Origin of the sequence: Dyella sp. (genome assembly GCF_035503745.1) — a bacterium.
Taxonomy (GTDB): domain Bacteria; phylum Pseudomonadota; class Gammaproteobacteria; order Xanthomonadales; family Rhodanobacteraceae; genus Dyella_B.
On the sequence record NZ_DATJTC010000036.1, the window covers coordinates 59,292 to 84,082 of the forward strand.

The window sequence follows — 24,791 nt, forward strand, 5'->3', positions numbered from 1 at the left end:
ACAAGCTCAGGCGTTGGCGCCGGCGTCCTCGGCGACTGCCTTCATGGACAGGCGGATGCGGCCCTGCTTGTCCACTTCGAGCACCTTGACCTTCACGATGTCGCCTTCCTTGAGCTTGTCGGACACTTTCTCGACGCGCTCGTTGGAAATCTGCGACACGTGCACCAGGCCGTCCTTGCCCGGCAGGATGGTCACGAAGGCGCCGAAATCCATCAGCTTGGCGACCTTGCCCTCGTAGATGCGGCCCGGCTCGACGTCCGAGACGATCTGGTCGATGCGCTTGCGGGCTTCTTCGGCCGCCATGCGGTTGACCGAGGCGATGACCACGGTGCCATCGTCGCTGATGTCGATGGTGGTGCCGGTTTCTTCGGTGATGGAACGGATGGTGGCGCCGCCCTTGCCGATGACCTCGCGGATCTTGTCCGGATGGATCTTGATGGTGAGCAGGCGCGGCGCGTATTCGCTCATTTCCGAACGCGGCGTGCTGATCACCTTGGCCATTTCGCCCAGGATGTGCAGACGGCCGCGCTTGGCCTGCTCCAGCGCCACCTTCATGATTTCTTCGGTGATGCCGTCGATCTTGATGTCCATCTGCAGCGCGGACACGCCCTCGGCGCTACCGGCCACCTTGAAGTCCATGTCGCCCAGGTGGTCTTCGTCGCCCAGGATGTCCGACAGCACCACGAAGTCGGCGCCTTCCTTCACCAGGCCCATGGCGATGCCGGCCACCGGTGCCTTGAGCGGCACGCCGGCGTCCATCATGGCCAGCGAAGAGCCGCACACCGAGGCCATCGAGGACGAGCCGTTCGACTCGGTGATTTCCGACACCACGCGCAGCACGTACGGGAATTCTTCCATCGACGGCTTGACCGCCTGCACGCCGCGCTTGGCGAGGCGGCCGTGGCCGATTTCGCGACGCTTGGGCGCACCGAAGCGGCCGGTTTCACCCACCGAGAAGGGCGGGAAGTTGTAGTGGAACAGGAACGTATCCTTCGACTCGCCTTCCGGCGCATCGATGATCTGCGCATCGCGTGCGGTACCCAGCGTGGCCACGACCAGCGCCTGGGTTTCGCCACGAGTGAACAGGGCCGAGCCGTGCGTACGGGGCAGCACGCCCACGCGCACGCTGATCGGGCGGATGTCGTCCAGCTTGCGCCCGTCGATGCGCACCTTGGTCTTCAGCACGCCGTCGCGCATGGTGCGGTATTCGATCTCGGCGAACGCGTTGCTGACGTCCAGGTCGCTCCAGCCGTGCGAAGCGGCGGTTTCGGCGATGCCGGTCTTGATGTCGCCCTTGAGCGCGGCGATGGCGTCGCGGCGTTCCAGTTTGTCGCGGATCGCGAAGGCATTCTCCAGGCGGTCGCCCAGGATGCTGTTGATCGAGGCGAACAGCGCGTCGTTGCGCGCAGGCGCCTCCCAATGGAACGGCTTGCGGCCGGCTTCGGCGACAAATTCGTTGATCGCGGTGATCACCGTCTGCATCTGCTTGTGGCCGAACACCACTGCGCCCAGCATCACTTCTTCGCTGAGCAGCTTGGCTTCCGATTCCACCATCAGCACGGCGTTGGAGGTGCCGGCGACGACTAGGTCCAGGTCGGAGGTCTTGAGCTCCGTGGCGGTCGGGTTAAGCAGGTACTGGCCGTTGGCGAAACCCACGCGGGCCGCGCCGATCGGGCCCTTGAAGGGGATGCCGGCCAGCGTCAGCGCGGCGGAGGCGCCGATCATGGAGGCGATATCGCCATCGACTTCCGGGTTCAGCGAAACGACCTGCGCGATAACCTGCACTTCGTTCTTGAACTCTTCCGGGAAGAGCGGGCGAACCGGGCGGTCGATCAGGCGCGAGGTGAGCGTTTCCTTCTCGGTCGGGCGCCCTTCGCGCTTGAAGAATCCACCCGGGATGCGACCGGCGGAGTAGAACTTTTCCACGTAATCGACGGTAAGGGGGAAGAAATCCTGCCCTTCCTTCGCCTTGGACGCGGCCACCACGGAAACCAGCACCACGGTGCCACCCATGCTGACCATGACGGCACCGGACGCCTGGCGGGCGATTTCGCCCGTCTCCAGTGTCACTTCGTGATTACCGTACTGGAACGACTTGGTTACTTTCGCCACTGTGTATGTCCTCGGTCCGTTCAGCGACGCAGGCCGAGGCGCTCGATCAGGCTCTGATAGCGGGCCAGATCGCGGTCTTTAAGGTAACCGAGCAGGCGCTTGCGCTGGTTGACCAGCTTGAGCAGGCCGCGGCGGGAGTGATGATCCTGCTTGTGCGCCTTGAAATGATCGGTGAGGTGATCGATGCGGGCGGACAGCAGGGCGACCTGCACTTCCGTGGAGCCGGTGTCGTTCGGCGCGCGGCCGAAGTCAGCAACGATCTTGCTGGACTGTTCTGCGGTGAGGGACATGTGTATCTCTTCCTATAAAAGCGGGTGCGGAACTTGCGCAACGTCACCGCTCGGTGACGTTGCGCAAGCTCCGGCAGGTTGAATGAAAGCATTGAGTCAAGTAGGTAATTGTACCGACCCTGACCGCGTTGCAACAAGACCATCACCTGGAAGTGTTAAGCGTCCCCGGCCGCCACGGGCAAATTGAAGCCGCGCAGGATGCGCACGCGCCCCCGCTCGTCACAATCGACCAGCGCCAGCAGCCGCCCGTCGCTGGCGAACGCGGCGGAGCGCTCGCGTGGGCCTGGGGCGGGCCAATCGATCTGGCGCCCCTGTGAGATGGCCTGGCTGGCGTCGGGGTCCAGGTGCAAGGCCGGCAGGTCGGCCAGACCTGCGGCCATGGGCAGGAGCAGCCCGTCGAGCACCTCCTGGCCCTGCTCGGCGGCGTCGCGCAGCTGGTCCGGAGTCAGCATGCGCGGTGCCCGGAAGGGTTCTACCCAGAGCCGACGCAGGGCAGCAAGGTGCGCGCCGCAGCCCAGCCGCTCACCCAGATCGACCGCCAGGCTGCGGATGTAGGTGCCCGATCCGCATTCCACTTCCAGGGTCAGCGTGTCGGCGGTACGGGCGACCAGATCCAGCCGGAAGATTTCCACCTCGCGCGGGGGCACCTGGACGTCTTCGCCGCGGCGCGCCCGCAGGTAAAGCGGCTCGCCATCCTGCTTGAGGGCCGAGTACACAGGCGGAACCTGAACGATACGGCCACGCAGGCTAGCCAGCGCCCCCTCGATCAGGGCGTCGTCGAGCGGGGGGACCGGCCGGCGACTCACCACCTCACCTTCGCGATCGCCCGTGGCCGTGGTGATACCGAGCTGGCACTGGGCCAGATAGGCCTTGCGCGAACCGAGCAAGGTACCGGCGATCTTGGTCGCTTCGCCGAAACACAGCGGAAGCAGACCGGTGGCCAGCGGATCCAGCGCGCCGGTATGGCCGCCTTTGGCTGCGCCAAGAATGCCCAGCGCCACCTGCAGCGCCTTGTTCGAACTCATGCCCAGCGGCTTGTCGAGCAGCAGGATGCCGTGCAGGTCGCGGGCACCGGGGCGTTGACGGCGGCGGCTCATGGTGGGTACGACCGTTGCGGGAACTTAGTCGTCGTTATCTTCGGACGTGCGAATGGCCGGATCCTGGCGCAGCAAATGCTCGATGCGCTCGCCCTTGTCCACCGAGTCGTCGTACTTGAAACGCAGCTCCGGCACGCGGCGCAGGCGCATCTGGCGCGACAGCGTGCGACGGAATTCTCCGGCCAGCTCGTTCAGCGCTTTGACCGCCGTCTTCGATTGGTCCGGCAGCAGGGCGGTTACCCATACCGTGGCCCAATCCAGATCGCGGGTGACCTCCACGTCCGACACGCTGCACGAAGGCAGGCCGTGATCGCGCACGGCCGCATGCACCAGCGTGCCGAGTTCGCGACGAAGCTCGGCGCCGACGCGGTCTGTACGTTTGAAGTCGCGTGAGGGCATGGTTCGATAGGAATGCTTTGGAAAGACTGAGCCTGTCAGAGGGAGTGTTAGGTGCCCGTCATTGCGGCCCTTGCCGGTGAATGGGCCCGGGCCTCCGGCCCGACGGCTACCCAACCTTCCCGCACCCCTTGCGGGGAGCGGGAAGCGAGGTGTTACAGCGTGCGGGCGACTTCGATGCGCTCGAAGCATTCGATCTGGTCGCCCACCTTCACATCGTTGTACTGCTTCACGGCGATACCGCATTCCATGCCGCTGCGCACTTCGTCGACAAGGTCCTTGAATCGGCGCAGCGATTCCAGTTCGCCCTGGAAGATCACGGTGTTGTTGCGCAACACGCGGATCGGCTTGCTGCGCTTGACGGTGCCTTCCACCACCATGCAGCCGGCGACCGCGCCGAACTTGGAGCTGCGGAACACGTCGCGCACCTGGGCGATGCCGATGATTTCTTCGCGCACTTCCACGCCCAGCAGGCCCGAGGCCGCCTGCTTCACCTGGTCGATCACGTCATAGATGATCGAGAAGTAGCGCACGTCCAGGCCGGCCGTGTCGATAACCTTGCGGGCGGAAGCGTCGGCGCGCACATTGAAGCCGATAATCAATGCCTTGGATGCGGCGGCAAGCGTTGCATCCGATTCGGTGATGCCGCCGACGCCGGCGGCGATCACGTTGACCTTCACGTTGTCGTTGCCGATCTGGCTCAACGACTCGCGCAGCGCCTGCACCGAGCCTTGCACGTCGGCCTTGACGAGGATGTTCAGCGTCTGCTGCTCCGACGCCTGACCCATCTGCGCCATGATGTCTTCAAGACGGTTGGCCTTGCTGACCATGCGCGAATCGCGGCGCTTTTGCTGACGCTCGGCCGCCACTTCGCGCGCCAGGCGCTCGTCGGCGACGACCACGAAATCATCGCCCGCTTCCGGCACGCCGGACAGACCCAGCACCTGCACGGGAATGGAGGGGCCCGCTTCCTGCACGGTTTTGCCGGTTTCATCGATCAACGCACGCATGCGGCCGTATTCGATGCCGCAAACGACGAAGTCGCCGCGCTTGAGCGTACCTTGCTGCACCAGCACGGTGGCCACCGGGCCACGGCCGCGATCCAGGCTGGATTCGATTACGACACCCGAAGCCGCGCCGTCGTGCACGGCGGTAAGCTCCATCACTTCGGCTTGCACCAGGATCGCGTCGAGCAGATCGTCGATACCCATGCCGGTCTTGGCCGACACCGGTACGAACGGCGTATCGCCGCCCCACTCCTCCGGAATCACTTCCAGATTGCCCAGGCCTTGCTTGACGTTGTCCGGGTTGGCGTCGGATTTGTCCATCTTGTTGACGGCGACGATCAGCGGCACCTTGGCGGCGCGCGCGTGTTGCACGGCCTCCTGCGTCTGCGGCATCACACCGTCGTCCGCCGCCACGACCAGCACCACGATGTCGGTCGACTGCGCGCCACGGGCACGCATCGAGGTAAACGCGGCGTGGCCCGGCGTGTCGAGAAAGGTGATTACGCCCTTGGGCGTTTCCACGTGATAGGCGCCAATGTGCTGCGTAATGCCGCCCGCCTCGCCCGAAGCCACCTTGGTGCGGCGGATGTAGTCCAGCAGCGAGGTCTTGCCGTGGTCGACGTGACCCATGATGGTGACCACCGGCGGACGCGTGCTGCGCTCGCCTTCCAGCTCGGCATTTTGCGTATGCGCGGCCAGCGCGGCTTCCGCGCCCTGGTCGCTGGCTTCGACCACCTTGTGGCCCAGCTCTTCGATGACCAGCACGGCAGTGTCGTGATCGATGGTCTGGTTGATGGTGGCCATCACGCCCATCTTGAACAGCGCCTTGACCACCTCCGAACCCTTGACCGCCATTTTTTGCGCAAGCTCGGCTACCACGTTCGCGTCGCCGACCACGACTTCGCGCACCACCGGCGCGGTGGGGCGGGAGAAGCCGTGCGCGCCGGTAGAAGCCGGAGCGCCGGGGCGCGCGACTTCGCGCACGGCGCCCTTGCCGCCCTTGCCGCGCTTGTTGGAGCGACGGGCGCGATCGGCGTCGGACAGATGCAGCTCGCCCGCGGCAAAGCGCTTGCCACCGGGCACGTCGTCGCGCTCGCGCGTACCGTGACGAACCTTGCCGCCGCGGTTTGCGTCGCCGCTGGCGGCCGCAGCGGGGGCCGGCGCAGGGGCCGGGGCCGGCGCTGCAACCGGCTTCTTTTCCCGCTTACGCGGTTCATGGATGCGCGGGAGAATCATGCCCAGCGAATGCTGGTCGATGCGCTGCACCGATGCTGCCTCGGGCTCGGCGCGCTCTTCGGCTTCAGGCGCCTGGACCTCCGGCTCGCTGGTGCGTGCGGACGCTTCCTGGGCGGCACGTTGCTCGGCCTCGGCCTTTGCCCGCACGGCGGCTTCGGCGGCAGCCTGCGCTTCCTGGCGCGCGCGTTCGGCCTCGGCTTCGCGGCGCGCGTCTTCCTCGGCACGCTGGCGCGCTTCTTCCTGGCGGCGATGCTCGGCATCGGCGCGCTCGCTTTCTTCGTGCTCGCGCAGCTGCTGCGACTCATGCAGCTTGCGCAGCGCGTCTTCGCGCTCGATATCGGTGCTCGCTTCTTCGGCGATCACGCTGCGCTTGACGTAGGTGCGCTTGGCGCGCACTTCCACGTTGACCGTTTTCGCACTGCTCTGCGCGCCGCGGCCGCCCGGCGTGGCGACTTTCAGCTCGCTGATCTTGCGGCGCTTGAGCGTGATCTGCCGGGGCGAGGAGTCGTCCGTTTCCGGCGCCGTGTCGGCCTTGCCGTGCGTGCGACGCAGAAAGCCCAGCAGCTTCACCTTTTCGGTGCTGCTGATGACCTGCTCCGGATCGGAGAATTTCATACCCGCTTCGCCAAGCTGCGTCAGCAGCCTGTCGACCGGCATGCCCAGCACCTGGGCGAGTTGTTTGATCGTGACGTCCGACATCGTGTTCTTTCTCCGCCGTTCCCGCGCTTATCGTCCGTACAAAACCTCTTTGCACGGCTGCCTCCGTCCTTGGTGGAGACGTTTCAGTCTCCCGGCGCGCCCATCCGGGACGCTGCCGCCCGCGGTTAGCCGCCCTTCTCCAGCCGCGCAATCATGGGCGCACGTGCCGCCATGATGAGTGCCGCGGCACGCTCTTCATCCATGCCCTCGATGTCGATCATGTCATCGACCGCAAGGTCGGCCAGATCGTCCATCGTGACGACGCCGCGCTCAGCGAGCGCGTAGGCCGTCGATTCATCCATGCCATCCAGTTCCAACAGTTCCTGCGAAGGCTGGTGCTCGTCGATGTTTTCCTCGACGGCCAGCGCCTCGGTCAGCAGCGAGTCGCGCGCACGGGCACGAAGTTCCTCGACGATGTCTTCGTCGAAACCTTCGATGGCCAGCAGCTCCGCGCTCGGCACATAGGCGATTTCCTCGACGCTGGAGAAGCCTTCCTGCACGAGGATGTTGGCGATTTCCTGGTCCACTTCCAGCTTGTCCATGAACAGCTGGCGGGCCGATTCCTGCTCGGCCTCGCTCTTGGCGGCGACCTGGTCCTGGGTCATCACGTTGAGCTGCCAGCCGGTGAGCTTGCTGGCCAGGCGCACGTTCTGACCGCCACGGCCGATAGCCTGAGAGAGCTTGTCTTCGGCGACGGCGATATCCATCGAGTGCTTGTCTTCGTCCATGATGATGGACTGCACTTCGGCCGGCGCCATGGCGTTGATGACGTACTGGGCCTGGTTCTCGTGCCACAGGATGATGTCCACGCGCTCGCCATTGAGCTCGTTGGACACAGCCTGCACGCGCGAACCGCGCATGCCGATGCAGGCGCCGATGGGATCGGTGCGGGTGTCATGTGCCACCACGGCGATCTTGGCGCGATCACCCGGGTCGCGGGCGCAGCCCTTGATTTCGACCAGGCCCTGGCCCACTTCCGGCACTTCGAGCTTGAACAGCTCGATCATGAATTCCGGCGCCGCGCGCGAGACGAACAGCTGCGGACCGCGCACTTCCGAGCGCACCTCCTGCAGGTAACCGCGCACGCGGTCGCCCACGCGGTGCGATTCGCGCGGAATGGTCTTGTCGCGCGGGATGAAAGCTTCGGCGTTTCCGCCCAGGTCCAGATACACGTTGCCGCGCTCGACACGCTTGACGATACCGGTGACCAATTCACCCACACGATCCTTGAACGCATCGACCACCTGCTGGCGTTCGGCTTCGCGCACGCGCTGCACGATCACCTGTTTGGCGGCCTGCGCGGCAATGCGGCCGAATTCGGCGTTTTCGATCTGCTGCTCGATGAAATCGCCCACGGTGGCGTCGGCACGCTCGTCGACGGCGTCCATCAAGCGCAGCTGGCGGAACGGCGACTCCATCTCGCCGTCATCGGCGATGACTTCCCAGCGGCGATAGGTTTCGTAGTCGCCCGAGTTGCGGTCGATGGTGACGCGGATATCCGGATCCTCGTCCGGATAGCGCTTTTTGGCGGCCGACGCCAACGCCGCTTCCATGGCCTGGAAGATCACGTCGCGCGACACGCCTTTTTCGTTGGCCACTGCATCGACGACCAGCAAAAGTTCTTTGCTCATTGCAACCACTCCGTGAACGCCGCCTGGCGCTCCATCGACAGATTGAACTTATTTCGAAGCCTTCTTGCCCGGCTTGCGACCACCGGGCTTGGGTTGCGGCACGTAACCGAGCGCGACCCAGTCCGGCACGATGCGAGCGCTTTCCACCGCGTCGTGCCCGAATTGAAAAACCTTGCCCTCGGCTTCCAGCGCGATCTGCTCGCCTTCCACCGATGCCACCTTGCCGCGCAGACGGCGGCGACCTTCCAGGGGCGCCTTCAACAGCAGCTTTACCTCCTGACCGGCCACCTTGGCGAACTGCGCTGCCGTGAACAGCGGACGATCGATGCCGGGCGAGGAAACTTCCAGTACGTAGTGCCCCGGAATCGGATCCTCGACATCCAGCATGGCGGAAAGCTCGCGGCTCGCCGCTTCGCAATCGTCCAGCGTGACTTCACGACCTTGTGCATCGAGATAGACGCGCAGCGTACTTTGCCCCTGCGAAGGGCTAAATTCGACACCAAGGCATTCAAGCTGAAGATCAGCCAAAACCTCGGTGAAGCGTTGTGCCAGAGCTAACGTATCCATCTCGTTCGTCTACCGTCGCCAGAAACAAAAAATGGGCTCAAGCGGCCCATTCCCTTATCTCGCCGATGTCCCGACTCTTTCAGGCTCTTTCCCGCACCCCTTCATAGCAAAAAACGCCTGACAAAGTGCACCGCATCCCTTCGGCCAACAAAAAAGCCTCACGAGGAGGCTTTCTTGTCCAAGAAAGATCTGGTAGCGGGGGCAGGATTCGAACCTGCGACCTTCGGGTTATGAGCCCGACGAGCTGCCAGACTGCTCCACCCCGCATCAGAGTCCGAGAATTCTAGCGAGATGGCCGATTTCTTGCAAGGCCTTTACACGCCAATTTCCCATCCGATGAGCGCGGACCACGCCTCAACCCACAAAAGCCTGCCTGCACCAGCTCAACAGCGGTCCCCAGTATAGGCCCAGCCCGAGCAGCACCAACGCATTCAGCGACAAAGCCACGCGCAGGGTGAAATCGGATTGAAGACGGACCTCGGTGCCTTCGACGGGTTTGTCGAAATACATCACCTTCACCACATGCAGATAGTAGTAAAGGCCGATGATCGCGAACACCGCGCCGACGATGGCCAGCCACATCATGCCCGCATGGATGGCGGCCTGCAGCACCAGCAGCTTGGCGAAGAAGCCGAACAGCGGCGGCACGCCGGCCAGAGAGAACAGCGCCAGCATCATGAGGAACGCCATCCACGGCGAACGCTGGTTGAGTCCTTTGAAGTCCTCGATTTCCTCGCATTCGAAACCGGCGCGGCTCAAGGCGATGATCACACCGAATGCCGCAGTCGACATCAGCGCATAGCTGATCGCGTAGAACATCGCGGCCGAATAGCCTTCGGGACCCGCATTGACCAGACCCAGCAGCAGGTAGCCCATGTGGGAAATGGTCGAATACGCCAGCAGGCGCTTGAGATTGGTCTGCACGATGGCGACCAGGTTGCCCACGGCCAGCGACAGCACGGCCAGCGCCGCGAGCATCAGCTGCCAATGCTGCGAGTAATCGCCCATGCCGGTTTGGAGCAAACGGAAGGCCATGCCGAACGCCGCCAATTTCGACCCCGAGCCGATGAAGGCCGTCACGGCGGTGGGCGAGCCTTGGTAGACGTCGGGAATCCACATGTGGAACGGCGCGGCACCGAGCTTGAACGCGATGCCGATGACCATGAAGATCAGGCCGAATACCAGCAGATGCGGCATCGCGCTCTGTGCAATGCCCTGGTGCAGGCGTACCAGGTCCAGCGTGCCGGTGGCGCCGTACACCATCGACATGCCGTATAGCAGCATGCCGGAGGCCAGCGCGCCCAGCACGAAGTACTTGATCGCCGCTTCAGAGGAAAGCTTCGAATCGCGATTGAGCGCAACCAGCCCGTACGAAGAAAGCGTCAGCAGCTCCAGGCCCAGGTAGACCATCACCAGATTGCCCGCCGACACCAGCAGCATCGCGCCGATCGTCGCGAAGATCATGAGCGTGTAGAACTCGCCCACGAACAACTTGCGGTCGATCAGGTACGGGCGTCCGTAGATGAACACCAGGATCGTGCTGAGCAGCGCGAAAACCTTGAGGATCTCCGCCACGCCGTCACGAATGAAGGAGCCGCTGAAAGCCGTAACGGAGCCATTGGGCTGGCCCGCGATGACCAGGTAGATGCCAACCGCCAGCACGATGATGGACAGCCAGTGCAGCAGCGAGCGCTGGGAGGGCTTGAGGAAGGCGTCCAGCAGCAAAAGCACGCACGCCGCCGCCACCAGGTAAAACTCCGGCAGCATGATCAAAATGTCGTTCAAATTCGGCATGGTCGCTCTCGATCAGACCTTGTGAATGGCCAACAGCTGGACCAATTGGGTTACCGAGCTGTCCATCAGATGCGTCAGCGGCTCGGGCCAGATACCCACGATCAGCACCATCGCGGCGAATACGCCAAGCACGAAGGTTTCGCGTCCGTTGATGTCGGTCATCTCCGCCACGTGGGCATTGGTCACCTCTCCCCACAGCACGCGCTTGACCAGCCACAAGGTGTAGGCGGCGCCGATGATCAGGGTGAAGGCCGCGAACAGCGCAATCCAGGGATTGGCGCTGAAGCTGGACAGGATCACCATGAATTCGCCGACGAAACCGCTGGTACCCGGCAGGCCGCAGTTGGCCATCGCGAACAGCACATAGAAGAAACCGAACCACGGCATGACGTTGATGACACCGCCGTAATCCTTGATCGAGCGCGTATGCATGCGGTCGTACAGCACGCCGATGCACGAAAACATCGCGCCCGAGACGAAGCCGTGCGAGATCATCTGCACCATCGCGCCCTGCATCCCTAAGCGCGCGGCATCGATGTTGCCCGAATCGCGCACCAGCATGAAGCCGATGAACACGCCCAGCGTCACGAAGCCCATGTGCGCCACGGACGAATACGCCACCAGCTTCTTCATGTCCTCCTGCACCAGCGCCACGTAGCCGATGTAGACCACCGCGATCAAGCTGAGCAGGATCACCAGCCAGGCGAAATGCGCCGACGCATCAGGCACGATCGGCAGGCTGAAGCGCAGGAAGCCGTATCCGCCGATCTTCAGCATCACCGCCGCCAGCACCACCGAACCGCCGGTGGGCGCTTCCACGTGCGCATCGGGCAACCATGTGTGCACCGGCACCATCGGCACCTTCACCGCGAAAGCGATCAGGAAGGCGAAGAAGAGCCAGCTCTGCTCCTGCATGGTCAGCGGCAGCGTGGCCAGCGTGTGCAGGTCGAACGTGCCGGCTTTCAGGTAAAGATAGATCAGGCCGATCAACATGAAGATCGAGCCCAGGAACGTATAAATGAAGAACTTCAGGGTAGCGTACACGCGCCGTGGGCCGCCCCAGATACCGATGAGGATGAACATCGGGATCAGCATCGCCTCGAAGAACACGTAGAACAGCAAGGCGTCGGTGGCGCAGAACACGCCGATCATCAGGCCTTCGAGCACCAGCATGGCGGCCATGTACTGATGCGGCTTGTCCTGGATGACCTCCCAGGCGCCCACGATGACCAGGATGCCGACCAGCGTGGTCAACAGAATCAGTGCGACCGAAATGCCGTCCACCGCCAGCCCGTAATGCACATTGAGCGAAGCGATCCACAGATGGCTTTCGGCCAGCTGCATACCGCCGGCATCCGCATTGTATTGCGGAATCAGGAACAGGCTGACGATAAAGGTGAGTACCGCCATCAGCAAGGACAGCCAGCGTGCCGTGTTGGGCCGGCTGGAGCCGGCCAGCAAGACAGGCACCGCACCTGCGATGGGCAGCCAGATCAAGAGGCTGAGCAAATGATTGAACATGGAGCTCGTTTCCCTTATTGCCCGATCAGCCAATACCCGCCCATGAGCAGGATCAGGCCGAGGATCATCGCAAACGCGTAGTGGTACAAATAGCCAGACTGGATCCGGCGCGCGCCCGAGGCGATGCGCTTGATCGTGCTGGCCGAACCGTCGATCAATACACCATCGATCACCGCGGCATCGCCGCCTTTCCAGAACATGCGGCCCAGCGCCACGCCACCACGCGCGAAGATCGCGAAGTAGATATCGTCAACCCAGTATTTGCGGTCAAGAATCACCCAGAACGGCTTGAGGGCGCTCTTGATCTTGTCGGCCACCGACGGATTGAACAAGTAGATGTAGGTGGTCATGACGAAAGCCACCGCCACCAGCAGGAACGGCAGCTGCAAGAAACCGTGCAGTGCCATCGCCATCGAACCGTTGAACTCCTTGGCGATCTCGCCAAGTACGTCATTGGCTTCGTTCACATGCACGGCGCCACCGAACCAACCGCCGAAGAGCATGGGCTTGACCGTAAACATGCCGACAAACAGCGACGGAATGGCCAACAGAATCAACGGCAGCGTCACCACCCACGGTGACTCCTTCGGCGGATGATGCAACACGCCCGGCTCATGATGGCCATGGTCGTCGTGGTGATCGTCGTGGCCATGCGCATCGTGATGCGCGTGATGCTCCACGACCTTGAAGCGCTCCTTGCCGTGGAAGGTCATATACATCTGGCGGAACGTGTAGGTTGCCGTCACGAATGCACCCGCCACTACGCAGAAATACGCATATACGTGACCCCAACGATGCGACTCGTGCACAGCGTCGATGATCGTATCCTTCGAATAGAACCCCGAAAAGAACGGTACACCGCACAACGCAAGCGCACCGATCCACATGGTGATCCAGGTAATGGGCATGTACTTGCGCAGGCCACCCATGTAGCGCATGTCCTGCTCATGATGCATGGCGATGATCACCGAGCCGGCACCGAGGAACAGCAGCGCCTTGAAGAACGCGTGCGTCATGAGGTGATACACCGCGCCGGCATAGGCCGACACGCCCAGCGCCACCGTCATGTAGCCCAGCTGCGACAGCGTCGAATACGCGACCACGCGCTTGATGTCGTTCTGCACGATGCCGATCAGGCCGGTAAACAGCGCGCCGGTGGCGCCGATCACCATCACGAAGCTCAGCGCCGTGTCCGATAGCTCGTACAGCGGCGACATGCGCGCCACCATGAAGATGCCGGCGGTCACCATCGTCGCCGCGTGGATCAGCGCGGAAATCGGGGTGGGGCCTTCCATCGAGTCGGGCAGCCACACGTGCAGCGGCACCTGCGCCGACTTGCCCATCGCACCGATGAACAGCAGGATGCAGATCACGGTGGCGGCATCCCACTGCGTGCTCTGGGTAATGGTCAGGGTTTTGCCGACCAGGGTCGGTGCGGCGGCAAACGCGGTGGCGTAATCGAAGGTACCCAGGAAATACAGGATCGCGGCGATGCCCAGCAGGAAGCCGAAGTCGCCCACGCGGTTGACCACGAATGCCTTGAGGTTGGCGAAGATCGCAGTCGGTCGCTTGTACCAGAAGCCGATCAGCAGGTACGACACCAGGCCCACCGCCTCCCAGCCAAAGAACAGCTGCATGAAGTTGTTGCTCATCACGAGCATCAGCATCGAGAAGGTGAACAGGGAGATGTAGCTGAAGAAGCGCTGGTAGCCATCGTCATCGGCCATGTAGCCGATGGTGTAGACATGCACCAGCAGCGACACGAAGGTCACCACCACCATCATCATCGCGGTGAGGCGATCGATCAGGAAGCCCACGCTGGCGGTGTACTTGCCGATCTCGAACCAGGTGTAGATGTTGTGGTTGTAGACCGGTGCGCCGCCAGCCGTGATCTGGTAGAGCACGTAGAAGGACAGGCCGCAGGAAACCAGCAGGCCCAGGATGGTGACGCTGTGCGCGCCGGCGCGGCCGATCTGCTTGCCGAGGAAACCGGCGAACAGGCAGCCGACCAGCGGTGCCAGCGCAATGGTCAACAGAATGGAGGTGGAAAGTTCCATGTGCTCAACCCTTCATGCTGTCGATTTCGGCGACGTTGACCGTGCTGCGGTTACGGAACAGCAGCACCAGGATCGCCAGGCCGATGGCGGACTCCGCCGCGGCCACGGTGAGGATGAAGAAAACGAAAACCTGCCCCGCCACGTCATGGTTGAAGCGCGAGAAGGCAACGAAATTGATGTTCACGGCCAACAGCATCAGTTCGATCGCCATCAGCAGCACGATGACGTTCTTGCGATTGATGAACAGGCCCGCCACCGAAATGCAGAACAGGATCGCGCCAAGCACGATGTAATGCGAAAGCGTAATCATGGCTTGGACTCCTGGGCCGCGGCGGGCTGGCTATCGGCCGGGGGAAGCTCCGCCGCCATCTTGATGATGCGCACGCGCTCGCTGGCGCGCACTGCCACCTGCTCGCTGGCCTGCTGATGGCGAACGCCGGTGCGCTGACGCAAGGTGAGCGCCACCGCGGCGATCACGCCCACGGTCAGGATCAGCGCGGCAACTTCGAACGGCAACAGGTACTGCGTGTAGAGCGCCATACCCAGCCACGCGGTATTGGACATGCCGGCGGCGGTGGCGGGATTGACGCCCATCGTCTGCGCATGCATCACGCGCACGCCGATCAGGCCGAGCATTTCCACCAGCATGACGATGGCCACGACCAGGCCCACCGGCAGGAACTTCACGAAGCCCTCGCGCAGTTTCTCCTGGTCGATGTCCAGCATCATCACCACGAACAGGAACAGCACCATCACCGCCCCCACGTAGACCACGATCAGGGCGATGGCGAGAAATTCGGCCTCGGCCAGCATCCAGATGCAGGCGGTGCTGAAGAAGGTCAGCACCAGCGACAGCACGGCATGCACCGAATTGCGCAGCGTGATCACCGAAAGCGCCGCGATCACGGTCACCACCGAGAAGGCATAGAAGCAGACGAGTTGGAACACAGACGGATCGATCATCGATAGTGTCCTCAGCGATAGGCCGCGTCTTGCGCGCGTGCGGCCGCGATGTCGGCCTCAAAGCGGTCGCCGATGGCCAGCAACTGCAGCTTGGTCACCACGTTCTCGCCGCGATGCTCGAAGTGATACTCGTGTACATGCGTTTCCACGATCGAGTCGACCGGGCAGCTTTCCTCGCAGAAGCCGCAATAGATGCACTTGAAGAGGTCAATGTCGTAGCGCGTAGTGCGGCGCTGGCCGTCGCTGGCGCGCGGGGCGGAGTCGATCGTGATGGCCAGCGCAGGGCACACGGCTTCGCACAGTTTGCACGCTATGCAGCGCTCCTCGCCGTTGGCGTAACGGCGCAACGCGTGCAGGCCGCGGAAACGGTTGGACTTGGGGATGTGCTCCATCGGGTAGCGCATGGTGTACTTGGGGCTGAACAGGTAACGCCAGGTCAGCACCATGCCCTTGAGCAGTTCGATAAGCAGCAGGCTCTTGAAATAGTTGGTAATGCGCGACATGGCTTTCTTTAGCCCCCCGTGCCGATGTGAACCCAGCCGTAGTACTTCATGCAGCCGGCAACGAACACCCACACGATGGCGATGGGAATGAAGACCTTCCAACCCAGACGCATGATCTGGTCGTAGCGGTAGCGCGGGAAGGTGGCACGGAACCACAGGAACAGGAAGGCGAAGAAGAACGCTTTCGCCAGCAGCCAGATGAAGCTGGCGTGGCCGAGCACCGGCACGCTTTCCGGAAACGGACTCAGCCAGCCGCCCATGAACAGGATCGAGGCCAGGAAGCTGACCAGAATCATGTTGGCGTATTCGGCCAGGAAGAACAGCGCGAAGGCGGAGCCGGAATATTCCACGTGGAAACCGGCCACGATTTCCGATTCGCCTTCGGCCACGTCGAACGGGGCACGATTGGTTTCAGCGACGCCGGAGACAAAATAGACCACGAACACAGGGAGCAGCGGCCACATGAACCAGTGACCGATGCTGCCGGCCTGGGCCGTGACGATGTCGGTGAGGTTGAGGCTCCCCGCCAGCACCAGCACGCAGACCAGGCACAAACCCATCGCCAGTTCGTAGGAGATCACCTGCGCGGCCGAACGCATGGCACCCAGCAGCGCGTAGCGCGAATTGGACGCCCAGCCGGCGAGGATGATGCCGTACACGCCCAGCGAGGTCATCGCCAGCAGATAGAGCAGGCCCGCGTTGGCGTTGGACAAGGCAAAGCGCGCGCCGAACGGCACCACCGCCCACGCCGCCAGCGCTGGAATCAACGCCAGCAACGGTGCGGTGTAGTAGAGGACCTTGTTGGCGTTGGTCGGCAGGATCACTTCCTTGCAGATCAGCTTGACCACATCGGCGAAGGCCTGCAGCAAGCCCAGGGGGCCAACCTGGTTGGGCCCCATGCGCACGTGCATCCAGCCCAGCACCTTGCGTTCCCAGTACACGTACAGCGCCACCGTCAGGGTGAGCGGAATGACGACCGCCAGGACCAGCAATATGGGAATGATTAGCTGATGGAGAATCTGATCGCCCATGATTTACGCCTTGCTCAAGGTGATGGCCGCGCCGTAAGGCGGCAGCGTCGCGGTCTGATCGTGTGCGGCCTCGATCCATACGGCGCCATTGGGCACCGTCGCATCGATGACCAGCGGAAGGACGGCGTTGGAAAGCTTGACCTGGTCTCCCGCGGCCAGCCCCTGGCGTTGGGCCTCGTCCGCATTCACGCGCACGGCGGGCGCGCGATTGAGCGGATGCGCCTGCAGCGCAGCGGCCCGGCGAAGCACGGCATCGCTGCGATAAATCGGCCACGTCGCCAGACGGCTCAGTCCCTGCGCCGGGTTGCGTGCGGACAGGCCCTGCTTGGTTGCCACGGTGTGCTCGGTGATGCCGGCGCGCAGGCCGGCGAGGTCGTCGAACTCGAAGCCGGCCAGCTTCATCTGGCCACCGAGCGCACGCAGCACCTTCCAGCCGGCGCGCACGTCCTGGCCCGGCGGCTTGGCGCCCGCTTCCACCTGCTGGGAAACGCCATCGACGTTGACCAGCGTGCCGTCGATTTCCGGCAGCAGCCCGATCGGCAGGATCACGTCGGCCACATCGCGCAGTTCCGCCGTGGCAAACGACGCGAACGCAATGATGTGCTGCGTGCCATGCAGCGCATTGACCACCGCCGAACCGTCGGCGAAATCGTGCGGCAATTCCAGCCCGTACAGCACATAGGCTTTGCGCGGCTGAGCCAGCATGGCCTGCGCATCGAGGCCGCCGTTGCCCGGCAGCACGCCCATCTTGGCCAGGCCGACGGCGTTGGCGCCCGCCGGCAGTTCGTTGTAGGCGGCGCCCGTGGCTTGGGCCACGAAGCGTGCAACGGCGCGCAGCCAGGACGCCTGCGGATGCGTGACGGCCGCCTCGCCCAGGATCACCACCGCCTGGCCGGACTTCAGCGCGGCGATTGCATCGCTATCGCCTTCGTCATTGGCGGCGCCATGGATGGCGTCGGCCAAGTGCGCCGGCGCGGTTGCGCCTGCGGCGACCGCGGCCTTGGCGAGCGACAGCAGCGCATCGACCAGCGCATGCGGCGCCACGATGGCTTCGCCGGCCAGCTTGTAGTTGAAATGGAACTCCGCCGGATTCACGGCGTAGACCTTGGCGCCCTTCTTCACCGCCTGATGCAGGCGGTGATTGAGCAGCGGCATTTCGTAGCGCAGGTTGGAGCCGACCAGCAACGCAGCCTTGACCTTGTCCACGCCCGCGACCGGCATGCCGAACGGCTGTGCCACCGCACCGTCGGCGAAATCCAGCTGACGCAGGCGATGATCGATGTGCGGGCTACCCAGGCTGCGTGCCAGGCGCACCAGTAGATCGCCCTCTTCGTTGGTCGTAGCCGGGTGCACCAGCAGACCCAGATCGCTGCCCTGCACTTCCTTCAGTGCGGCGGCGGCGGCATTGAGCGCGTCTTCCCAGGTCGTGCCCTGCCAGCGGCCGTTGCGCTTCACTTCGGGGGTGCGCACGCGGTCGGCGGCGTACAGGCCCTGGTGGCTGTAGCGGTCGCGATCGGAGAGCCAGCATTCGTTGATGGCTTCGTTGTCGCGCGGCACCGTGCGCAGCACTTCACCGCGACGGGTGTGCAGCCACAGGTTGGAGCCCAGCGCATCGTGATAGGCGATCGACGGCTTGGCGATCAGCTCCCACGCGCGCGCCTTGAACTGGAACGGCTTGTTGGTCAGCGCACCGACCGGGCACACATCGATGATGTTGCCCGACAGCTCGGTTTCAAGCGTCTTGCCGATATAGGTGCCGATCTTCAGGTTTTCACCACGGCTCATGCCACCCAATTCGTAGGTGCCGGCGATCTCGCTGGTGAAGCGCACGCAGCGCGTGCACTGGATGCAGCGGGTCATCTCGGTGGCGACCAGCGAACCGAGGTTTTCGTCGGCGATGGTGCGCTTGCGTTCGGTGTAGCGCGACACGCTGCGGCCATAGCCGAGCGCCACGTCCTGCAGTTCGCACTCGCCGCCCTGGTCGCAGATCGGGCAATCCAGCGGGTGGTTGATCAGCAGAAACTCCATTACGTCGCGCTGGAATTTCAGCGCTTTTTCCGTGCGCGTGGTGACCTTCATGCCCTCGGCCACCGGCGTGGCGCAGGCCGGCTGCGGCTTGGGCATGGGACGGCCGCCCATTTCCACGTCGACCAGACACATGCGGCAGTTGGCCGCGATCGGCAGTTTGCGGTGGTAGCAGAAACGCGGGATGGCGACGCCGATGGCGTCGGCCGCCTCGATGATCATCGCGCCCTTGCGGATCTGCGTTGGCTTGCCATCGATCTCGATGTTCAGAAGATCAGGTGCAGTACTGGCTGGCTGCGCACTCATGCAGCGACTCCACGACGTGTTTCGGCAAGCCGGTCTTCGGTCATCGAACGACCATGCTGCACGTAATATTCGAATTCGTTCCAGAACTTGGCGAGGAAGCCCTGTACCGGCCATGCGGCGGCTTCGCCGAACGCGCAGATGGTGTGACCTTCGATCTGGCCGGCGATGGCTTTGAGGCGGTGCAGGTCGTCCTGCGTGCCCTTGCCTTCCACGATGCGCGAGAGTACGCGGAACATCCAGCCGGTGCCTTCGCGGCAGGGCGTGCACTGGCCGCAGGATTCGGCGTGATAGAACTGCGAGATGCGATGGCAGGCCTTGACCATGCAGGTGGTCTCGTCCATCACGATCACCGCGCCCGAACCCAGGCCCGAGCCCAGCTTCTGCAGGCAGTCGTAATCCATGGTGGCGGACATCATTTCATCGGCGTTGAGCACCTTCATCGAGGAGCCGCCGGGAATGACCGCCTTCAGCTTGTTGCCGTTGCGCACGCCGCCGGCCAGTTCAAGAAGATCCTTGAACGAGGTGCCCAGGCGCACTTCGAAGTTGCCCGGATTATTGACGTGGCCGGACACCGAAAAAATCTTCGGACCGCCGTTGTTCGGCTTGCCCAGGTTGAGGAACCAGTCCGCGCCATTGCGCAGGATGGCCGGCACCGACGCGTAGGTTTCGGTGTTGTTGATCGTGGTGGGCTTGCCGTATAGGCCGAAGTTGGCCGGGAACGGCGGCTTGAAGCGCGGTTGGCCCTTCTTGCCTTCCAGCGACTCCATCAGCGCGGTTTCCTCGCCGCAGATGTAGGCGCCCGCACCGAGCGCGCCGTAGATGTCCACGTCGATGCCGGTGCCCTGGATGTTCTTGCCGAGCAGGCCGGCTTCGTACGCTTCCTTCAGTGCCTCTTCGAAATGCTCGAACGGCTCGTGATGGAATTCGCCGCGCAGGTAGTTGTAGGCCACGGTGGAACCGGTCGCGTAGCACGCGATAGCCAGGCCTTCTACAACCGCATGCGGGTTGTAGCGCAGAATGTCGCGGTCCTTGGCGGTGCCAGGCTCCGATTCGTCGGAGTTGCAGAGGATGTACTTCTGCATGTTGCCCTTGGGCATGAAGGACCACTTCAAGCCGGTGGGAAAGCCCGCGCCGCCTCGGCCGCGCAGGTTGCTGTTCTTGACGATATCGACGATCGAGGCGGGATCGGGTTTCTCGGCGAGAATTTTCTTCCACGCCTTATAGCCGTCCATCTGCAGATAGCTGTCCATCGACCACGGCTTGTCCAAATGCAGCGTGGTATAGACGACCTGGTGTTCCTTGGGTGCGGGTCCGACTGCCATTTTAGAGCCTGCCTTACTTGAGGCCATCGAGGATCTCATCGACCTTTTCGGTCGTGAGACGCTCGTGGTAGTGGCCATTGACCGTCATCGCCGGCGCATACACGCAGGCAGCGATGCACTCTTCTTCTTTCTTGAGGTAGACGCGGCCGTCGGCGGTGCTTTCACCCGCCTTGATGCCGAGCTTTTTCTCGCAGTGGCGCAACAAGTCTTCGCCGCCGTTGAGCCAGCACGAGATGTTGGTGCAGACGGCGACGTTATGACGTCCGACCGGCTTGGTCTCCAGCATCGAATAGAAGCTGGACACTTCGTAGGCCCACACTGCGGGCACGTCGATGTACCGGGCGACGGCCGTGATCAGCTCGTCGGTGAGGTAGCCGTGGTTTTGTTCCTGCGCGGCGAACAACGCCTGGATCAGCGCCGAGCGCTTACGATCCGGCGGGAACTTGCCCAGCCAATGGTCGATGTGATGGCGGGTGTGCTCGTTGAGCACGGCGAGCGGATCGACGTTCTTGACCTGCTCGTAATTTCCGGTGGCTTTCATGTATGGGTTCCTCCGGGCTCAGCGATCGACTTCGCCGAACACGAGGTCATAGGTACCGATGACCGCCACGGCGTCGGCCAGCATGTGGCCACTCACGACGGCATCCATCGAGGAGAGGTGGGCAAAGCCCGGCGCGCGCAGATGCACGCGGAAAGGCTTGTTGGCGCCATCGGAGACCAGGTAGCAGCCGAACTCGCCCTTGGGCGCCTCGACCGCCGCGTAGGTTTCGCCGGCCGGCACGCCATAGCCTTCGGTGAAGAGCTTGAAGTGGTGGATCAACGCTTCCATGTCTTCCTTCATGGCCTCGCGCTTGGGCGGCGCGACCTTGAAGTTTTCCACCATCACCGGACCGGGGTTGGCGCGCAGCCAAGCCACGCATTGCTTGATGATGCGGTTGGACTGCCGCATCTCTTCCACGCGCACCAGGTAACGGTCGTAGCAATCGCCGTTGACGCCGACCGGGATGTCGAAATCCACCTCGGCGTACTTGGCATAGGGCTGCTTCTTGCGCAGATCCCAGGCGATGCCCGAGCCGCGCAGCATCGCGCCGGTCATGCCCCACTGCTGGGCCAGTTCCGGCGAGACGACACCGATGCCGACGGTACGTTGCTTCCAGATGCGGTTATTGGTGAGCAGTTCTTCGTACTCATCCACCTTGGTGGAGAAGTCGGCGGTGAAGGCATCGAGGTAGTCGAGCATGGAGCCTTCGCGCCAGGTATTGAGGCGCTTGAGATCCTTGCCCTTGTGCCAGGGCGACTCGCGGTATTGCGGCATCTTGCCGGGCAGGTCGCGGTACACGCCACCGGGACGATAGTAGGTGGCATGCATGCGCGCGCCGGAGACCGCCTCGTAGCAGTCCATCAGCTCTTCGCGTTCGCGGAAGGCGTACAGGAACACCGCCATCGCACCGAGGTCGAGCGCGTTCGAACCCACCCACATCAGGTGATTGAGGATGCGCGTGATCTCGTCGAACATCGTGCGGATGTATTGCGCACGCTCCGGCGCCTGGATCCCCAGCAGGGTCTCGATGGCGCGCACGTAGGCATGCTCGTTGCACATCATCGACACGTAATCCAGACGATCCATGTAGCCGATCGACTGGTTGAACGGCTTGGACTCGGCCAGCTTTTCGGTGCCCCGGTGCAGCAGGCCGATGTGCGGATCGGCGCGGACGACCGTTTCGCCGTCCATCTCCAGCACCAGGCGCAGCACGCCGTGCGCAGCAGGATGCTGCGGGCCGAAATTCATGGTGTAGTTGCGGATTTCCTGGGCGCTCATGCTCAATTCTCCCGCCAGTGGTCGGCGGCTTCGGCCTTGGCCTGGATCAGGTCGGCGTCGTCGCGGATCACGCGCGGGACGAGCACGCGCGGTTCGATCGAAACGGGTTCGTAGACCACGCGCTTCTGCTCAGGGTCGTATCGCACTTCGACGTTGCCGATGAGCGGGAAGTCCTTGCGGAAGGGATGGCCGACAAAACCGTAGTCGGTAAGGATGCGGCGCAGATCCGGATGGCCATCGTAAATGATGCCGAACAGGTCGAACGATTCGCGCTCGAACCAGTTCAGGCCCGGCCAGATGTGTACCAGCGACGGCAGCACCGGAAGGCTGTCGTCCTCGCAGAACACCCGCACGCGCAGGCGCTGGTTGAGTTCGATCGACAGCAAATGGCACACCGACGCATAGCGGCGCGGGATCGAGACCTCGCGCGGGCGGTCGGCCCAGCTGAAGCGGCCGATGGCCTCGCCTTCCACGCCACGCGAGAAGCCGTTGCCGGAAACGTCCACCGTATCCCACTCGGTCTGGCCATAGCCCAGATAGTCGACGCCGCAGAGATCGACCGCTTCGGTGAAGCGCAAGCCGGCCTCGTCGCGCAGCGCCGTGGCGACGGCGAGCAGGTTGGCGGCGGCAACTTCCGCCGTAGTCTGACCGTGCGAGACGGTAATTTTCAGCAGATCGCCAAATCGCGCGGAAAGGCGCTCGGCCAGCGAGTTCGTTTGTGTATCACTCATGACGACGCCTTTCAGGAACGCGCGATGGTGCTGGTACGACGGATCTTCTTTTGCAACTGCAAAATGCCGTGAATCAATGCTTCGGCGGTGGGCGGGCAACCAGGCACGTAGATGTCCACCGGAACGATGCGATCGCAACCGCGCACGACGGAGTAGGAGTAGTGGTAATAGCCGCCACCGTTGGCGCAGCTGCCCATCGAGATCACCCACTTCGGATCGGGCATCTGGTCGTAGACCTTGCGCAGCGCGGGCGCCATCTTGTTGACCAGCGTGCCGGCCACGATCATCACGTCGGACTGGCGCGGGCTGGGACGGAACACCACGCCGTAGCGATCCAGGTCCAGGCGCGCCGCACCCGCGTGCATCATTTCCACCGCGCAGCAGGCCAGACCGAAGGTCATCGGCCACATGGAGCCGGTGCGCGCCCAGTTCATCAAGGCATCGACGGTGGTGGTGACTGCGCCGCGTTGGATCACGGGATTGTCGCCAGCCGGACGCAGGATGTCGTCCACCACGTTCAACGGCTGCGGGTTGTGCATCACCCGGTCAATGGCGGAGATCACTCCCATTCCAGCGCTCCCTTCTTCCACACGTAGGCAAAACCGATCACCAGCAACAACAGGAACAGGCCCATTTCAATGAGCGCAACGATACCGATGTGCTGGAACACCACCGCCCACGGAAACAGGAAGGCGATTTCCAGATCAAAAATGATGAAGAGGATGGCGAGGAGGTAATAGCGCACGTCAAATTGCATGCGCGCATCCTCGAAAGCCTCGAAGCCGCATTCGTACGGCGAAAGCTTTTCCGACTCGGGACGGCGAGGGCCGACCAACAGGCCTAGCGTGATGAGGACGACACCCATACCGGCGGCGACCACTAGGAAGAGGAGAACGGGCCAATATTCGGCAAGCACGGTTTAACTTACCTCCGCACCACGAGGGTGCATCAGTGACCGTCGGGGCAAACGGTCCGGAGTTCGATTCAGCGGGCGGTCCAGCCCTGTACGCTGACGCGCAGGATGCAGGTGCTCGACGATCCTCGGGACGAGCCCTGGGATCGCGATATTGTATCAGCGCGCATGGGTACGCCGACAAGCCTTGTGTGGCGCGGCGTGGGACATTTCTTGCAATAAGACGTCCAAAAACCCTCTATCGCGGGACTGGCGGATATGCTTTGCCCATCCTGGCCGCCCATCAACGAACGCGGCGCAAGTTACCGCGACAGAACTACATCGTCTGCGTGGGACGTTCCGAACCCAGTGCACCGGCGAGCAATGCTTCGATCCGGCTGCGCGCGGCTTCCCCGTCGTTCGACTCGTTGAATTGCACGCCGATGCCGGCCGTACGATTGCCCTGCGCGCCGATCGGCGTGATCCAGACCACCTTGCCGGCAACCGAAAGACGCTCGCTCTCGTCGATCAGGCTGATCAGCAACACCACTTCGTCGCCCAGCGAATAGCGCTGCGCGGTGGGCGCGAACAGGCCGCCAAACTTCAAAAACGGCATATACGCGTTGTAGAGCGAGGTGGTGTCCTTGAACTTCAACGAGATGATGCCCTGGCGGGCGGCGACCGGGTTCATGCCTGCTCCTGTCGTGCGGCGCTGTCGCCGGCTATCGATGAGGCATCGTAACGAGCCGGCCCGATCCGCGCAAAGTGGCGGCCATGCGCAAGTTTCACCGC

22 protein-coding genes and 1 tRNA gene are annotated in these 24,791 nt (G+C 63.2%); all 23 read right to left on the reverse strand.

The window, feature by feature from the left end:
* Positions 1-6: 6 nt before the first annotated feature.
* Positions 7-2,112, reverse strand: coding sequence for a polyribonucleotide nucleotidyltransferase (gene pnp, locus VME63_RS14075; RefSeq protein WP_325433984.1), 2,106 nt, complete (start codon positions 2,110-2,112; stop codon positions 7-9).
* A gap of 20 nt (positions 2,113-2,132) precedes the next feature.
* The gene (gene rpsO / locus VME63_RS14080) at positions 2,133-2,402 is read right to left on the reverse strand and encodes a 30S ribosomal protein S15 (RefSeq protein WP_325433985.1); all 270 of its coding nucleotides are present in this window, start codon (positions 2,400-2,402) and stop codon (positions 2,133-2,135) included.
* Between the two features lie 155 nt (positions 2,403-2,557).
* Positions 2,558-3,499 (reverse strand): tRNA pseudouridine(55) synthase TruB, encoded by a 942-nt coding sequence (truB, locus tag VME63_RS14085; RefSeq protein ID WP_325433986.1) that lies wholly within the window; start codon positions 3,497-3,499, stop codon positions 2,558-2,560.
* A gap of 24 nt (positions 3,500-3,523) precedes the next feature.
* The gene (rbfA, locus tag VME63_RS14090) at positions 3,524-3,898 is read right to left on the reverse strand and encodes a 30S ribosome-binding factor RbfA (RefSeq protein ID WP_325433987.1); all 375 of its coding nucleotides are present in this window, start codon (positions 3,896-3,898) and stop codon (positions 3,524-3,526) included.
* Between the two features lie 152 nt (positions 3,899-4,050).
* Complete coding sequence (gene infB / locus VME63_RS14095) at positions 4,051-6,837, reverse strand: translation initiation factor IF-2 (RefSeq protein WP_325433988.1); 2,787 nt, start codon at positions 6,835-6,837, stop codon at positions 4,051-4,053.
* 125 nt (positions 6,838-6,962) lie between these two features.
* Positions 6,963-8,468 (reverse strand): transcription termination factor NusA, encoded by a 1,506-nt coding sequence (nusA, locus tag VME63_RS14100; protein ID WP_325433989.1) that lies wholly within the window; start codon positions 8,466-8,468, stop codon positions 6,963-6,965.
* Between the two features lie 48 nt (positions 8,469-8,516).
* Positions 8,517-9,035: a ribosome maturation factor RimP gene (gene rimP / locus VME63_RS14105; protein WP_325433990.1), complete on the reverse strand. Its 519-nt coding sequence runs from the start codon at positions 9,033-9,035 to the stop codon at positions 8,517-8,519.
* A gap of 190 nt (positions 9,036-9,225) precedes the next feature.
* Positions 9,226-9,302, reverse strand: a tRNA-Met gene (locus VME63_RS14110).
* A gap of 87 nt (positions 9,303-9,389) precedes the next feature.
* Entirely contained in the window at positions 9,390-10,829 is a 1,440-nt protein-coding gene (nuoN, locus tag VME63_RS14115) for an NADH-quinone oxidoreductase subunit NuoN (RefSeq protein ID WP_325433991.1), read from the reverse strand.
* A gap of 12 nt (positions 10,830-10,841) precedes the next feature.
* Positions 10,842-12,350 carry an NADH-quinone oxidoreductase subunit M gene (locus tag VME63_RS14120; RefSeq protein ID WP_325433992.1) on the reverse strand — a complete coding sequence of 503 codons (1,509 nt, stop codon included), beginning with the start codon at positions 12,348-12,350 and terminating at the stop codon, positions 10,842-10,844.
* Between the two features lie 14 nt (positions 12,351-12,364).
* Entirely contained in the window at positions 12,365-14,407 is a 2,043-nt protein-coding gene (nuoL, locus tag VME63_RS14125; protein WP_325433993.1) for an NADH-quinone oxidoreductase subunit L, read from the reverse strand.
* Between the two features lie 4 nt (positions 14,408-14,411).
* The gene (nuoK, locus tag VME63_RS14130) at positions 14,412-14,717 is read right to left on the reverse strand and encodes an NADH-quinone oxidoreductase subunit NuoK (RefSeq protein ID WP_115476769.1); all 306 of its coding nucleotides are present in this window, start codon (positions 14,715-14,717) and stop codon (positions 14,412-14,414) included.
* Positions 14,714-15,370: an NADH-quinone oxidoreductase subunit J gene (locus tag VME63_RS14135; protein WP_325433994.1), complete on the reverse strand. Its 657-nt coding sequence runs from the start codon at positions 15,368-15,370 to the stop codon at positions 14,714-14,716. The genes nuoK and VME63_RS14135 overlap by 4 nt, the downstream gene beginning before the upstream one ends.
* Before the next feature lie 11 nt (positions 15,371-15,381).
* Complete coding sequence (gene nuoI / locus VME63_RS14140; protein ID WP_325433995.1) at positions 15,382-15,873, reverse strand: NADH-quinone oxidoreductase subunit NuoI; 492 nt, start codon at positions 15,871-15,873, stop codon at positions 15,382-15,384.
* A gap of 8 nt (positions 15,874-15,881) precedes the next feature.
* Positions 15,882-16,904 (reverse strand): NADH-quinone oxidoreductase subunit NuoH, encoded by a 1,023-nt coding sequence (gene nuoH, locus VME63_RS14145; protein ID WP_325433996.1) that lies wholly within the window; start codon positions 16,902-16,904, stop codon positions 15,882-15,884.
* Positions 16,905-16,907: 3 nt separating this feature from the next.
* Positions 16,908-19,235 carry an NADH-quinone oxidoreductase subunit NuoG gene (gene nuoG / locus VME63_RS14150; protein ID WP_325433997.1) on the reverse strand — a complete coding sequence of 776 codons (2,328 nt, stop codon included), beginning with the start codon at positions 19,233-19,235 and terminating at the stop codon, positions 16,908-16,910.
* Positions 19,232-20,557, reverse strand: a complete 1,326-nt coding sequence (gene nuoF, locus VME63_RS14155; protein ID WP_325433998.1) for an NADH-quinone oxidoreductase subunit NuoF — start codon at positions 20,555-20,557, stop codon at positions 19,232-19,234. Before nuoF ends, nuoG begins: the two co-directional genes overlap by 4 nt.
* A gap of 13 nt (positions 20,558-20,570) precedes the next feature.
* Positions 20,571-21,098: an NADH-quinone oxidoreductase subunit NuoE gene (gene nuoE, locus VME63_RS14160; protein WP_325433999.1), complete on the reverse strand. Its 528-nt coding sequence runs from the start codon at positions 21,096-21,098 to the stop codon at positions 20,571-20,573.
* An 18-nt stretch (positions 21,099-21,116) separates the two neighbouring features.
* Positions 21,117-22,376 (reverse strand): NADH-quinone oxidoreductase subunit D, encoded by a 1,260-nt coding sequence (locus VME63_RS14165; RefSeq protein ID WP_325434000.1) that lies wholly within the window; start codon positions 22,374-22,376, stop codon positions 21,117-21,119.
* A 2-nt stretch (positions 22,377-22,378) separates the two neighbouring features.
* A complete protein-coding gene (locus VME63_RS14170) occupies positions 22,379-23,107 on the reverse strand; it encodes an NADH-quinone oxidoreductase subunit C (RefSeq protein ID WP_325434001.1) in 729 nt (242 codons plus the stop codon).
* A gap of 11 nt (positions 23,108-23,118) precedes the next feature.
* Positions 23,119-23,676 (reverse strand): NuoB/complex I 20 kDa subunit family protein, encoded by a 558-nt coding sequence (locus VME63_RS14175; protein WP_115476777.1) that lies wholly within the window; start codon positions 23,674-23,676, stop codon positions 23,119-23,121.
* Entirely contained in the window at positions 23,667-24,023 is a 357-nt protein-coding gene (locus VME63_RS14180; protein ID WP_325434002.1) for an NADH-quinone oxidoreductase subunit A, read from the reverse strand. The genes VME63_RS14175 and VME63_RS14180 overlap by 10 nt, the downstream gene beginning before the upstream one ends.
* A gap of 313 nt (positions 24,024-24,336) precedes the next feature.
* Complete coding sequence (locus VME63_RS14185; RefSeq protein ID WP_325434003.1) at positions 24,337-24,690, reverse strand: PilZ domain-containing protein; 354 nt, start codon at positions 24,688-24,690, stop codon at positions 24,337-24,339.
* Positions 24,691-24,791 lie beyond the last annotated feature (101 nt).

Excerpts from the sequence above, each read along its gene's own strand:
- rpsO (WP_325433985.1), bottom strand. The coding sequence starts at position 2,402 with ATGTCCCTCACCGCAGAACAGTCCAGCAAGATCGTTGCTGACTTCGGC.
- truB (WP_325433986.1), bottom strand. The coding sequence starts at position 3,499 with ATGAGCCGCCGCCGTCAACGCCCCGGTGCCCGCGACCTGCACGGCATC.
- rbfA (WP_325433987.1), bottom strand. The coding sequence starts at position 3,898 with ATGCCCTCACGCGACTTCAAACGTACAGACCGCGTCGGCGCCGAGCTT.
- infB (WP_325433988.1), bottom strand. The coding sequence starts at position 6,837 with ATGTCGGACGTCACGATCAAACAACTCGCCCAGGTGCTGGGCATGCCG.
- nusA (WP_325433989.1), bottom strand. The coding sequence starts at position 8,468 with ATGAGCAAAGAACTTTTGCTGGTCGTCGATGCAGTGGCCAACGAAAAA.
- rimP (WP_325433990.1), bottom strand. The coding sequence starts at position 9,035 with ATGGATACGTTAGCTCTGGCACAACGCTTCACCGAGGTTTTGGCTGAT.
- nuoN (WP_325433991.1), bottom strand. The coding sequence starts at position 10,829 with ATGCCGAATTTGAACGACATTTTGATCATGCTGCCGGAGTTTTACCTG.
- VME63_RS14120 (WP_325433992.1), bottom strand. The coding sequence starts at position 12,350 with ATGTTCAATCATTTGCTCAGCCTCTTGATCTGGCTGCCCATCGCAGGT.
- nuoL (WP_325433993.1), bottom strand. The coding sequence starts at position 14,407 with ATGGAACTTTCCACCTCCATTCTGTTGACCATTGCGCTGGCACCGCTG.
- nuoK (WP_115476769.1), bottom strand. The coding sequence starts at position 14,717 with ATGATTACGCTTTCGCATTACATCGTGCTTGGCGCGATCCTGTTCTGC.
- VME63_RS14135 (WP_325433994.1), bottom strand. The coding sequence starts at position 15,370 with ATGATCGATCCGTCTGTGTTCCAACTCGTCTGCTTCTATGCCTTCTCG.
- nuoI (WP_325433995.1), bottom strand. The coding sequence starts at position 15,873 with ATGTCGCGCATTACCAACTATTTCAAGAGCCTGCTGCTTATCGAACTG.
- nuoH (WP_325433996.1), bottom strand. The coding sequence starts at position 16,904 with ATGGGCGATCAGATTCTCCATCAGCTAATCATTCCCATATTGCTGGTC.
- nuoG (WP_325433997.1), bottom strand. The coding sequence starts at position 19,235 with ATGAGTGCGCAGCCAGCCAGTACTGCACCTGATCTTCTGAACATCGAG.
- nuoF (WP_325433998.1), bottom strand. The coding sequence starts at position 20,557 with ATGGCAGTCGGACCCGCACCCAAGGAACACCAGGTCGTCTATACCACG.
- nuoE (WP_325433999.1), bottom strand. The coding sequence starts at position 21,098 with ATGAAAGCCACCGGAAATTACGAGCAGGTCAAGAACGTCGATCCGCTC.
- VME63_RS14165 (WP_325434000.1), bottom strand. The coding sequence starts at position 22,376 with ATGAGCGCCCAGGAAATCCGCAACTACACCATGAATTTCGGCCCGCAG.
- VME63_RS14170 (WP_325434001.1), bottom strand. The coding sequence starts at position 23,107 with ATGAGTGATACACAAACGAACTCGCTGGCCGAGCGCCTTTCCGCGCGA.
- VME63_RS14175 (WP_115476777.1), bottom strand. The coding sequence starts at position 23,676 with ATGGGAGTGATCTCCGCCATTGACCGGGTGATGCACAACCCGCAGCCG.
- VME63_RS14185 (WP_325434003.1), bottom strand. The coding sequence starts at position 24,690 with ATGAACCCGGTCGCCGCCCGCCAGGGCATCATCTCGTTGAAGTTCAAG.